The sequence below is a fragment of the Streptomyces sp. OfavH-34-F genome (assembly GCF_022347745.1).
In the GTDB taxonomy this organism is placed as follows: Bacteria; Actinomycetota; Actinomycetes; order Streptomycetales; family Streptomycetaceae; genus Streptomyces.
In genome coordinates this window covers 1-11,201 of sequence record NZ_JAKRGC010000209.1, presented here as the reverse complement: position 1 = coordinate 11,201, position 11,201 = coordinate 1, and the positions used below count along the sequence as shown (strand labels likewise).

Here is an 11,201-nt window from a genome sequence, read left to right as displayed (position 1 = left end):
CGGGGCGGGGTGGGGCCCCGGGGCCGCCGGGGCTCAGCGCCCGCGCAGCTCGCGGTAGGCGGAGACCAGCGCGGCGGTCGAGCTGTCCAGCCGCTCGCCGCCCTCGCCCCCGGTCAGCACGGGCTCGATCTTCTTGGCCAGGACCTTGCCCAGCTCGACGCCCCACTGGTCGAAGGAGTCGATGTTCCAGATCGCGCCCTGGACGAAGACCTTGTGCTCGTAGAGCGCGATGAGCTGGCCCAGCACGGACGGGGTCAGCCGGTCGGCGAGGATCGTCGTCGTGGGGTGGTTGCCCCGGAACGTCTTGTGCGCCACCAGCTCCTCCGGGACGCCCTCCGCGCGGACCTCCTCGGGCGTCTTGCCGAAGGCGAGGGCCTGGGTCTGGGCGAAGAAGTTGGCCATCAGCAGGTCGTGCTGGGCGACCAGGCCGGGCAGCAGGTCCTCGACGGGCTGCGCGAAGCCGATGAAGTCGGCCGGGATGACCTTGGTGCCCTGGTGGATCAGCTGGTAGTAGGCGTGCTGTCCGTTCGTGCCGGGGGTGCCCCAGACGACCGGGCCCGTCTGCCAGTCGACCGGACGGCCGTCGCGGTCCACGGACTTGCCGTTGGACTCCATGTCCAGCTGCTGGAGGTACGCGGTGAACTTGGACAGGTAGTGGCTGTAGGGCAGCACGGCGTGGGACTGGGCGTCGAAGAACGCGCCGTACCAGACGCCCAGCAGGCCGAGCAGCAGCGGGGCGTTCTCCTCGGCGGGGGCGGTGCGGAAGTGCTCGTCGACGAGGTGGAAGCCGTCGAGCATCTCGCGGAACCGGTCCGGGCCGATGGCGATCATCAGCGAGAGGCCGATGGCCGAGTCGTAGGAGTAGCGTCCGCCGACCCAGTCCCAGAACTCGAACATGTTGGCCGTGTCGATGCCGAAGTCGGCGACCTTCCCGGCGTTGGTGGACAGCGCCACGAAGTGCTTGGCGACGGCCTCCTGACCGGCCCTCAGCCCGGTCAGCAGCCAGTCGCGGGCGGAGGTGGCGTTGGTGATCGTCTCGATCGTGGTGAAGGTCTTCGACGCGATGATGAACAGCGTCTCGGCCGGGTCCAGGTCGCGCACGGCCTCGTGCAGGTCGGCGCCGTCCACGTTGGAGACGAAGCGGAAGGTCAGCGAGCGGTCCGTGAAGGAGCGCAGCACCTCGTACGCCATGGCGGGGCCCAGGTCGGAGCCGCCGATGCCGATGTTGACGACGTTCTTGATCGGCTTGCCGGTGTGGCCGGTCCACTCCCCCGACCTGATCCGGTCGGAGAAGGCCGCCATCTTGTCGAGCACCGCGTGCACCGCGGGCACCACGTTCTCGCCGTCGACCTCGATCACGGCGTCGCGCGGGGCGCGGAGCGCGGTGTGCAGGACGGCGCGGTCCTCGGTGGTGTTGATCTTCTCGCCGCGGAACATGGCGTCGCGCAGGCCGGCGACGTCGGTGGCGGCGGCCAGTGCGCGCAGCAGCGCCAGGGTCTCGTCGGTGACCAGGTGCTTGGAGTAGTCGAGGTGCAGGTCGCCGACCCGCAGGGTGTACCCGGTGCCGCGCGCCGGGTCGTCCGCGAACAGTTCGCGCAGATGGATCGACCCGAGCTGCTCACGGTGCTTGCCCAGCGCCGCCCATTCCGGCGTCTGGTTGAGCCTGGTACGGCTAGTTGCGTTCATCCCGGACATCAGCCCACTTCTCTCGTAACCGCAGTTCCCCGCTGCCCCTCCAACCTAATTGATCAGGCGGCCGGACGTGACAACAGCGGGCTGCGGCGCAGGGCCTTTCCCGGGAAGCACTCCGGCCGGGCACCCAGAGGTGTCCGGCCGGGGGTGTGGCTAGATCTCGCCGCGGAGTTTCGCGAGGGCCTCGGCGAGGATGGCCTCGCCGTCCGCGTCGCTGCGCCGCTCCCGTACGTACGCGAGGTGCGTCTTGTACGGTTCGGTGCGCGGCGGGTCCGGCGGGCTCTCCGGGTCCTGGCCGGCCGGGAAACCGCAGCGCGGGCAGTCCCAGGTGTCCGGCACCTGCGCGTCGTGGGCGAAGCTGGGCTGCGTCTCGTGCCCGTTCGAGCACCAGAAGGAGATGCGGAGCCGTGGCGCGGACTCGCCGCGCTCGGCCTCCCCCATCGGCCCCGCTCCGACCCGGCTTCCCCGGATCGCGTTGCCACTTGCCACGGTCGTAACTCCCTGCGTGATGGTGCTCGAGGATGCCCCAGTCTACGTATGGCCCAACGCGCGTCCAGTGAAAGGAGTTACACCCTCACCAGGAATCGCGTACGCGGGGTCAGTCCAGCTTGATGAGCAGACCGAGGACCACGATGCACACGAACCAGCCAAGACCGACCACGACGGTGATCCGGTCGAGGTTGCGCTCGGCGACCGAGGAACCGCCGACGGAGGACTGCATGCCGCCGCCGAACATGTCGGAGAGGCCACCGCCCTTGCCCTTGTGCATGAGCACCAGCAGCATCAGCAGCAGGCTGAAGATGATCAGGGCGATCTCGAACCCCAAAACCACGGCTGGTCCCTACTTTCCGGAAATCTGACTGCTTAGGCGAACCACGGGGGCCGGGAGGCTGCCCTCCTCGGCCCCCGCAAGGGTACGACGGATCGGCGCTACCGCATACTCACTGGTCGCGGAAGCGGACGATCTTGACGAACTCGTCGGCGTCCAGCGCCGCGCCGCCGATCAGGGCGCCGTCGACGTCGGGCTGGGCCATGATGGCGGCCACGTTGCCGGACTTCACGGAGCCGCCGTACTGGATGCGGACCGCGTCGGCCAGCTCCTGCGAGTACAGCTCGGCCAGGCGGGCGCGGATGGCACCGCAGACCTCCTGGGCGTCCTCGGGGGTGGCGACCTCGCCGGTGCCGATGGCCCAGACCGGCTCGTAGGCGATCACGATGGACTCGGCCTGCTCGGCCGGGATGTCCTTGAGGGCGCCGTCGAGCTGGGCGAGGGTGTACGCGACCTGCTCGCCGGCCTTGCGGACGTCCAGGCCCTCGCCGACGCACAGGATCGGGGTCAGGTCGTGCCGGTAGGCGGCCTTCACCTTGGCGTTGCAGATCTCGTCGGTCTCGCCGTGGTACTGGCGGCGCTCGCTGTGGCCGATGGCGACGAAGGTGCACTTCAGCTTGGCGAGCATGGGGCCGGAGATCTCACCGGTGTACGCGCCGGAGTCGTGCGCCGAGATGTCCTGGGCGCCGTACTTGATCTTCAGCTTGTCGCCGTCGACCAGCGTCTGCACGGAGCGCAGGTCGGTGAAGGGCGGCAGGACGGCGACCTCGACGGCGTCGTAGTCCTTGTCGGCCAGGGCGAAGGCGAGCTTCTGGACGTGGGCGATGGCCTCGAGGTGGTTGAGGTTCATCTTCCAGTTGCCCGCCATCAGCGGGGTGCGAGTGGTCATGAAAGGTCAGTCCTCCAGAGCGGCGAGGCCGGGGAGCGTCTTGCCCTCGAGGTATTCGAGGCTGGCACCGCCACCGGTCGAGATGTGTCCGAACGCGTTCTCGTCGAAGCCCAGGATGCGGACCGCGGCGGCGGAGTCGCCACCGCCGACCACGCTGAAGCCCGAGGAGTCGACGAGGGCCTGGGCGACCGCCCGGGTGCCCTCGGCGAAGTCGGGGTGCTCGAAGACGCCCATCGGGCCGTTCCAGAAGACGGTGGCCGCGTCGGCGAGCTTCGATGCGTAGAGCTTGTTGGTCTCCGGGCCGTTGTCCAGGCCCATCTGCCCGGCCGGCATGGCGTCGGCGGGGACGGTGTCCGGGTGGGCCGGGGCCTTGGTCTTGAGGTCCGGGAAGGCGGGCGCGACGACGACGTCGACGGGGAGCACGAACTCCACGCCCTTCTCCTCGGCGCGGCGCAGGTACTCCTGGACGGCCGGGATCTGGTCCTCCTGGAGCAGCGAGCTGCCGACCTCGTGGCCCTGGGCCTTGAGGAAGGTGTACGCCATGCCGCCGCCGATCAGGATGCGGTCGGCGCGCTCCAGCAGGTGGTCGATGACGCCGAGCTTGTCGGAGACCTTGGCGCCGCCGAGGACCACCGCGTAGGGGCGCTGGACGTCGTCGGTGAGCTTCTTGAGGACGCCGACCTCGGTGGCGATCAGGTCGCCCGCGGCGTGCGGGAGGCGGGCCGGGAGGTCGAAGACCGAAGCGTGCTTGCGGTGGACGGCGCCGAAGCCGTCGCCCACGTACAGGTCGGCCAGTTCGGCGAGCTGGTCGGCGAAGGCGCCGCGCTCGGCGTCGTCCTTGGAGGTCTCGCCGGGGTTGAAGCGGAGGTTCTCGATGACGGCGACCCGGCCGTCGGTGAGCGCGGCGACGGTGGCGCGGGCGGACTCGCCGACCGTGTCGGTCGCGAACGCCACGTCGGCGCCGAGGAGTTCACCGAGCCGCGTGGCGGCGGGGGCCAGCGAGAACGCCGGGTCCGGGGCGCCCTTGGGGCGGCCCAGGTGCGAGGCGACGACGACCCGTGCGCCGGCCTCGGCCAGCTTGCGGACGGTCGGGGCGACGGCGCGGATGCGGCCGTCGTCGGTGATGGTGGTGCCGCTGAGCGGCACGTTGAGGTCGGCGCGGACGAATACCCGCTTGCCGGCGACCCCTTCGGCGAGAAGTGCGTCGATCGTCTTCATCTGTCTGGACTCCTTGGAGGACGAGGGAGCATGCGAGGGGGCTCGAACAGCGCAGCGTCGCGCTGTTCGAGCCCCGTGCTCACATCGAGATGCCTGCCGGTGCGGCGGTGCTCAGAGCTGGCCGCCGACGAAGACGGTGAGGTCGACGAGGCGGTTGGAGTAGCCCCACTCGTTGTCGTACCAGCCGAGGATCTTCACCGTGTTGCCCTCCTGGACCATGGTCAGGGAGGAGTCGAAGGTGCAGGACGCCGGGTCGCTGACGATGTCCGAGGACACGATCGGGTCCTCGGTGTAGTACAGGATGCCCTTGAGGTCGCCGTCGTCGGCGGCCTTCTTGAACGCGGCGTTGACCTCGTCCTTGGTGACCTCGCGCTGCAGGGTCACGACCAGGTCCGTGGCGGAGCCGGTCGGGACCGGGACGCGCATCGCGATGCCGTCGAGCTTGCCCTTGAGCTGGGGCAGGACCAGGGCGGTGGCCTTGGCGGCACCCGTCGTGGTCGGGATGATGTTCTCGGCGGCGGCGCGGGCGCGGCGCAGGTCCGAGTGCGGGAAGTCCAGGATGCGCTGGTCGTTGGTGTACGCGTGGACCGTCGTCATGAGGCCCTTGACGATGCCGAAGTTCTCGTCGAGAACCTTGGCCATCGGGGCGACGCAGTTGGTCGTGCAGGACGCGTTGGAGATGACGTGGTGGTTGGCCGCGTCGTACTTGTCCTGGTTGACGCCCATCACGATGGTGATGTCCTCGTCCTTGGCCGGGGCCGAGATGAGGACCTTCTTCGCGCCACCGGCGATGTGCTTCTCGGCGTCGGCCTTCTTCGTGAAGATGCCGGTCGACTCGATGACGATGTCGACGCCCAGCTCACCCCAGGGGATGTCGGCCGGGTTGCGCTCGGAGAGCACCTTGATGGTGTGGCCGTCGACGGTGATGGTGTCGGCGGTGTGGCTGACCTCTGCCTTCAGACGACCCAGGATGGTGTCGTACTTCAGCAGGTGGGCCGTGGTCGCGGTGTCACCCAGGTCGTTGACAGCCACGATCTCGATGTCCGCACCCTGCTCGAGCAGCGCGCGGAAGTAGTTGCGACCGATGCGGCCAAAGCCGTTGATGCCTACGCGGATCGTCACGAACCGATCTCCTCGTTAGGTACGCCGGTTTTCGACGCCGGCGAGTTGTATGGGATGTCCCCGACCGCCTACGACCCTACCTCTCCGGAGCCGCCGGGGTGACATCGAGCGGGGCCGGAGGAACGCGGAAAGCCCGTACTCCCCAGTAGGAGTACGGGCTTCAGGCCGCCCTCCGCCGCTTCCTGCGGCGATTACGCAGCGTCAACGCCCGCGGGCCTGCGGGCCGTTCCCCGCGCGGGGTGCGGACCCGCGGCGCGGCTCAGCCGACCAGGCCGTCCGCCAGCTCTTCGCTGAGAGTGGATTCCGTGCCGGGGATGCCCAGGTCCTGGGCCCGCTTGTCGGCCATCGCCAGGAGCCGGCGGATGCGGCCCGCGACGGCGTCCTTGGTCAGCGGCGGGTCGGCGAGGGCGCCCAGCTCCTCCAGCGACGCCTGCTTGTGCTCCATGCGCAGCCGGCCGGCCGCCGCCAGGTGCTCCGGGACCTCCTCGCCCAGGATCTCCAGCGCCCGGCCCACGCGGGCGCCCGCGGCGACGGCGGCGCGGGCGGAGCGGCGCAGGTTGGCGTCGTCGAAGTTGGCGAGGCGGTTGGCCGTGGCCCGGACCTCGCGGCGCATCCGGCGCTCCTCCCAGGCCAGCACCGACTCATGGGCGCCGAGCCGGGTGAGCAGGGCGCCGATCGCGTCCCCGTCGCGGACGACGACCCGGTCCACGCCGCGCACCTCGCGCGCCTTGGCCGCGATGGAGAGCCGGCGGGCGGCGCCGACCAGGGCGAGCGCGGCCTCCGGGCCGGGGCAGGTCACCTCCAGGGAGGAGGAGCGGCCCGGCTCGGTGAGCGAGCCGTGCGCCAGGAAGGCGCCGCGCCAGGCGGCCTCGGCGTCGCAGGTGGCCCCCGAGACCACCTGCGGGGGAAGGCCGCGGATGGGCCGGCCCCGGCCGTCGACCAGGCCCGTCTGGCGTGCCAGCTGGTCCCCGCCGGCCACCACCCGTACGACGTACCGCGAGCCGCGCCGCAGCCCGCCGGGGGCCATCACGATCAGCTCCGAGCTGTGCCCGAAGATCTCCAGGATGTCCCGCTTGAGCCGGCGCGCCGCCATCGCGGTGTCCAGCTCCGCCTCGATCACGATCCGGCCGCTGACCAGGTGGAGGCCACCCGCGAACCGAAGAATCGCCGAGACCTCCGCCTTTCTGCAGCAGGTCCGGGTCACGGGAAGCCGAGAGATTTCGTCCTTCACCGCGGGCGTCATCGCCATGGGCCGATCCTTCCATGCATCCGAAAAATACGGTCGTACGCGGCGGCCAACAGCTCCGGATCATGGATCGGAACGCCGTCGGGTGAGGCCACGGGCGCCAGCTCGACCGCCGCACCGAGCCGTTTGGCTGCGTCGGCGAGGGACTCGCGGTCGGGCACGGCGGCCTCGTCGGCCAGCACCACGTCCAGGGCGAGTTTAGGGGCGTGTCGTCCCAAAACCTCCAAATGACGCTGCGGTGAGAAGCCTTCTGTTTCACCGGGCTGCGGTGCGAGATTCAGCGAGAGGACCTTACGGGCCTGGGTCTCGACCAGCGCGTCCAGCAGTTCGGGGACGAGCAGGTGCGGGATGACCGAGGAGAACCAGGAGCCGGGGCCCAGGACCACCCAGTCCGCGTCCCGGACGGCGGCGACCGCCTCAGGGACGGCCGGCGGGTCGGCCGGGACCACGTGCACCGACTGGACCTCGCCGGGCGTGAGGGCGACGGTGGCCTGGCCGCGCACCGTGTCCACGTCGTCCGGGCGGTCCGGGTCGTGGCCCTTGACCAGGGCCTGGAGCTCCAGCGGCACGGCGGACATGGGCAGCACCCGGCCGTGCGCGCCGAGGAGCTTGCCGACGAGGTCCAGGGCCTGGACGTGGTCGCCGAGCTGCTCCCAGAGGGCGACGATCAGCAGATTGCCGACCGCGTGCTCGTGGAGGTCGCCCCTGGACTGGAAGCGGTGCTGGATGACCTGGGCCCAGGTCTGGCCCCATTCGTCGTCGCCGCACAGGGCGGCGAGCGCCTTGCGCAGGTCGCCGGGCGGCAGCACGCCCAGCTCCTCGCGGAGCCGGCCGCTGGAGCCGCCGTCGTCGGCGACGGTGACCACGGCGGTCAGGTCGCCGGTGATCCGCCGCAGCGCGGTGAGCGAGGCGGACAGGCCCATGCCGCCGCCGAGGGCGACGACCTTGGGCTGGGCGCCGCGCTTGCGGCCGAGCGGCGAGGGGACTCCCCTGCGCAGCCGGCGCAGACGCATATTGCGACTGGTCACTCGCGCCCCATGTCCCTGTGTACGAGCACGGTCTCGATCCCCTCGGTGGCGAGCCGGGCGGCCAGCTTCTCCGACATGGCCACGGAGCGGTGCTTGCCGCCGGTGCAGCCCACGGCGATGGTCACGTAGCGCTTGCCCTCGCGGCGGTAGCCGGCGGCGACGAGCTGGAGCAGCTCCGTGTACTGGTTGAGGAACTCCTTGGCGCCCGGCTGGTCGAAGACGTACGAGGAGACCTCCTCGTTGAGGCCGGTGAAGGGGCGCAGCTCCGGCACCCAGTGCGGGTTGGGCAGGAAGCGGCAGTCGACCACCAGGTCGGCGTCGACCGGCAGGCCGTACTTGAAGCCGAACGACATCACCGTGGCCCGCAGCTCGGGTTCCTCGTCGCCGGCGAACTGGGCGTCCATCTTGGCGCGCAGTTCGTGGACGTTGAGGCTGGAGGTGTCGATGACCAGGTCGGCGTCGCCGCGCAGTTCGCGCAGCAGGTCGCGTTCGGCGGCGATGCCGTCCACGATGCGGCCGTCGCCCTGGAGGGGGTGGGGGCGGCGGACCGACTCGAAGCGGCGGACCAGCGCGTCGTCGGAGGACTCCAGGAAGACCACCCGGCGGGTGACGCCCTTGGCGTCCAGGTCGGCGAGGGATTCGCGCAGATTGTCGAAGAAGCGGCGGCCGCGCACGTCGACGACGACGGCGATCCGGGCCACGTTGCCCTGGGAGCGGGCGCCGAGCTCCACCATGGTGGGGATCAGGGCGGGCGGCAGGTTGTCGACGACGAACCAGCCGAGGTCCTCCAGGCACTTGGCGGCGGTGCTCCGCCCGGCTCCGGACATGCCGGAGATGATCACCAGTTCGGGGATGGCCGCGGCCGTGTCGCCCGTCTCGGTCTGGGTGCCCGTACTCACGTGTGCTGCTCCGTCTGCTCGGTTCGTGCGGTCGTGCCCGTGTTCGTGTGCGTGGTCGGTCATGTCGTCGTGCCCCCGTCGTCCTCTTCCATGATCTCTCCTGTGGCCGTGTTCACGGCGGGTGCGGCCGGGGCGGCCGCAGCCAGGGCGACGGCCACGGATTCCGCGGTCCTGCGGCCTATGCCGGGGACCTCGCAGATGTCGTCGATTGTCGCCTGCCGCAGCTTCTTCACGGAGCCGAAATGCTTGATGAGGGCCTGTTTCCGGGTCTCCCCCAGGCCGGGGACGGCGTCCAGGGGGCTGGAGCGGATGCGTTTGGCCCGCTTGGCGCGCTGGTAGGTGATGGCGAAGCGGTGGGCCTCGTCGCGGATGCGCTGGAGGAGATAGAGGCCCTCGCTGGAGCGGGGCAGGACCACCGGGTCGTCGTCGTCCGGCAGCCAGACCTCTTCGAGGCGTTTGGCGAGGCCGCAGACGGCGATGTCGTCGATGCCCAGCTCGTCCAGGGCCCGCTTGGCGGCGGCTACCTGCGGCTGTCCGCCGTCCACGACGAGGAGCTGGGGCGGGTACGCGAAGCGCTTGGGCCGTCCGTCGTCCTCGCGGGGCCCGGCGGACTCCTCGCCCGCGCCGTCCCCGGCCGGTACGGGGCCGGTGGGGGCCGGGCCCTCGGCCTGCTCCCACTCCCCCGTGCGCTCCTTCTCCTGGAGGTAGCGGCGGAAGCGGCGGCTGATCACCTCGTGCATCGAGCGGACGTCGTCCTGGCCCTCGAAGCCCTTGATCTGGAAGCGGCGGTACTCCCCCTTGCGGGCCAGGCCGTCCTCGAAGACGACCATGGAGGCCACGACGTCGTCGCCCTGGAGGTGGGAGATGTCGAAGCACTCGATGCGCAGCGGGGCGGTGTCCAGGTCCAGGGCCCCGGCGATCTCCTCCAGGGCCCGCGAGCGGGTGGTGAGGTCGGAGGCGCGCTTGGTCTTGTGGAGTCCGAGGGCCTGCTGGGCGTTGCGCTGGACCGTGACCATCAGGTCCTTCTTGTCGCCGCGCTGCGGGATGCGCAGGCTGACCTGGGAGCCCCGCCGGCCGGCGAGCCACTGGGAGACGGCGGCCGGGTCCTCGGGGAGGGCCGGGACCAGGACCTCCTTGGGGACGGCGTCGCCGCTCTCCTCGCCGTACAGCTGCTGGAGGGCGTGTTCCACGAGGCCGGAGGTGTCCACGTTCTCCACCTTGTCGGTGACCCAGCCGCGCTGGCCGCGGACCCGGCCGCCCCGGACGTGGAAGATCTGGACGGCGGCCTCCAGCTCGTCCTCGGCGAGGGCGATCAGGTCGGCGTCGGTGGCGTCGGCGAGGACGACGGCGCTCTTCTCCATGGCGCGCTTGAGCGCCTCGACGTCGTCGCGCAGCCGGGCGGCCCGCTCGTACTCCATCTCCTCGGCCGCCGCCATCATGTCCTTCTCCAGGCGGCGGATGTAGGTGCCGGTGCGCCCGGCCATGAAGTCGCAGAAGCCGTCGGCCAGTTCGCGGTGCTCCTCGGGGGTGACGCGGCCGACGCAGGGGGCCGCGCACTTGCCGATGTAGCCGAGGAGGCAGGGGCGGCCGGTGCGGGCGGCGTTCTTGAAGACCCCGGCGGAGCAGGTGCGGACGGGGAAGACGCGGAGCATCAGGTCGACCGTCTCTCGGATCGCCCAGGCGTGCCCGTAGGGGCCGAAGTAGCGCACGCCCTTCTTCTTGGCGCCGCGCATCACCTGGACGCGGGGGAACTCCTCGTTCAGCGTGACCGCGAGGTAGGGGTAGCTCTTGTCGTCGCGGTACTTGACGTTGAACCGGGGGTCGAACTCCTTGATCCAGGAGTACTCCAGCTGGAGCGCCTCGACCTCGGTGGCGACGACGGTCCACTCCACGGAGGCGGCGGTGGTCACCATCGAGCGCGTGCGCGGGTGCAGGCCGGAGAGGTCCTGAAAGTAGTTGGCCAGCCGCTGGCGCAGGCTCTTGGCCTTCCCGACGTAGATCACCCGGCGGTGTTCGTCGCGGAACTTGTAGACCCCCGGGGAGTCGGGGATCTGTCCCGGCTTGGGGCGGTAGCTGGAGGGGTCTGCCATGCCCACCACCCTACTTGCGGGCGGTGACAGCGCGGGGTGCGCGCGGTTCGCCGCGCTCCGGGGCGGGGGTGGGGTCACCCGTCCCGGAGCGCGGGGTCAGGGGCGGGGCCCGATCACCCCCTCCGCCGGCGGCCGCGCAGCCGCACGGCCGTGACGCCGCACAGGGCGAGGACGGCGAGCGCGCCCCC

Annotated in this window: 10 protein-coding genes; all 10 read right to left on the bottom strand. The window is 70.9% G+C overall.

Annotated elements, in window-relative coordinates; translation table 11 throughout:
* Window positions 1–33 precede the first annotated feature (33 nt).
* The 10 genes from pgi to uvrC all read right to left on the bottom strand — a co-directional run bounded on the left by pgi (window position 34) and on the right by uvrC (window position 11,013).
* Window positions 34–1,686 (bottom strand): glucose-6-phosphate isomerase, encoded by a 1,653-nt coding sequence (gene pgi / locus MHW47_RS24750; RefSeq protein ID WP_239225984.1) that lies wholly within the window; start codon window positions 1,684–1,686, stop codon window positions 34–36.
* Window positions 1,687–1,845: 159 nt separating this feature from the next.
* Window positions 1,846–2,181 (bottom strand): RNA polymerase-binding protein RbpA, encoded by a 336-nt coding sequence (locus MHW47_RS24745; protein WP_073864697.1) that lies wholly within the window; start codon window positions 2,179–2,181, stop codon window positions 1,846–1,848.
* Between the two features lie 109 nt (window positions 2,182–2,290).
* Complete coding sequence (gene secG / locus MHW47_RS24740; protein ID WP_239225983.1) at window positions 2,291–2,524, bottom strand: preprotein translocase subunit SecG; 234 nt, start codon at window positions 2,522–2,524, stop codon at window positions 2,291–2,293.
* A gap of 109 nt (window positions 2,525–2,633) precedes the next feature.
* Window positions 2,634–3,410 carry a triose-phosphate isomerase gene (gene tpiA, locus MHW47_RS24735; RefSeq protein WP_239225982.1) on the bottom strand — a complete coding sequence of 259 codons (777 nt, stop codon included), beginning with the start codon at window positions 3,408–3,410 and terminating at the stop codon, window positions 2,634–2,636.
* A gap of 6 nt (window positions 3,411–3,416) precedes the next feature.
* Entirely contained in the window at window positions 3,417–4,628 is a 1,212-nt protein-coding gene (gene pgk / locus MHW47_RS24730) for a phosphoglycerate kinase (RefSeq protein ID WP_239225981.1), read from the bottom strand.
* Between the two features lie 111 nt (window positions 4,629–4,739).
* Window positions 4,740–5,750, bottom strand: a complete 1,011-nt coding sequence (gene gap / locus MHW47_RS24725) for a type I glyceraldehyde-3-phosphate dehydrogenase (protein WP_073968324.1) — start codon at window positions 5,748–5,750, stop codon at window positions 4,740–4,742.
* A gap of 259 nt (window positions 5,751–6,009) precedes the next feature.
* On the bottom strand, window positions 6,010–6,999 hold the full coding sequence (whiA, locus tag MHW47_RS24720; RefSeq protein WP_030919772.1) for a DNA-binding protein WhiA: 990 nt from the start codon (window positions 6,997–6,999) through the stop codon (window positions 6,010–6,012).
* Window positions 6,990–8,024: a uridine diphosphate-N-acetylglucosamine-binding protein YvcK gene (gene yvcK / locus MHW47_RS24715; RefSeq protein WP_239225980.1), complete on the bottom strand. Its 1,035-nt coding sequence runs from the start codon at window positions 8,022–8,024 to the stop codon at window positions 6,990–6,992. The genes whiA and yvcK overlap by 10 nt, the downstream gene beginning before the upstream one ends.
* Entirely contained in the window at window positions 8,021–8,986 is a 966-nt protein-coding gene (rapZ, locus tag MHW47_RS24710) for an RNase adapter RapZ (protein WP_239225979.1), read from the bottom strand. Before rapZ ends, yvcK begins: the two co-directional genes overlap by 4 nt.
* Window positions 8,983–11,013: an excinuclease ABC subunit UvrC gene (gene uvrC / locus MHW47_RS24705; RefSeq protein WP_239225978.1), complete on the bottom strand. Its 2,031-nt coding sequence runs from the start codon at window positions 11,011–11,013 to the stop codon at window positions 8,983–8,985. Before uvrC ends, rapZ begins: the two co-directional genes overlap by 4 nt.
* Window positions 11,014–11,201: the final 188 nt, after the last annotated feature.

Bases quoted from the DNA above. Each gene is read 5' to 3' on its own strand.
- pgi (WP_239225984.1), bottom strand. From the start codon at position 1,686: ATGAACGCAACTAGCCGTACCAGGCTCAACCAGACGCCGGAATGGGCG.
- tpiA (WP_239225982.1), bottom strand. From the start codon at position 3,410: ATGACCACTCGCACCCCGCTGATGGCGGGCAACTGGAAGATGAACCTC.
- pgk (WP_239225981.1), bottom strand. From the start codon at position 4,628: ATGAAGACGATCGACGCACTTCTCGCCGAAGGGGTCGCCGGCAAGCGG.
- whiA (WP_030919772.1), bottom strand. From the start codon at position 6,999: ATGGCGATGACGCCCGCGGTGAAGGACGAAATCTCTCGGCTTCCCGTG.
- rapZ (WP_239225979.1), bottom strand. From the start codon at position 8,986: ATGACCGACCACGCACACGAACACGGGCACGACCGCACGAACCGAGCA.
- uvrC (WP_239225978.1), bottom strand. From the start codon at position 11,013: ATGGCAGACCCCTCCAGCTACCGCCCCAAGCCGGGACAGATCCCCGAC.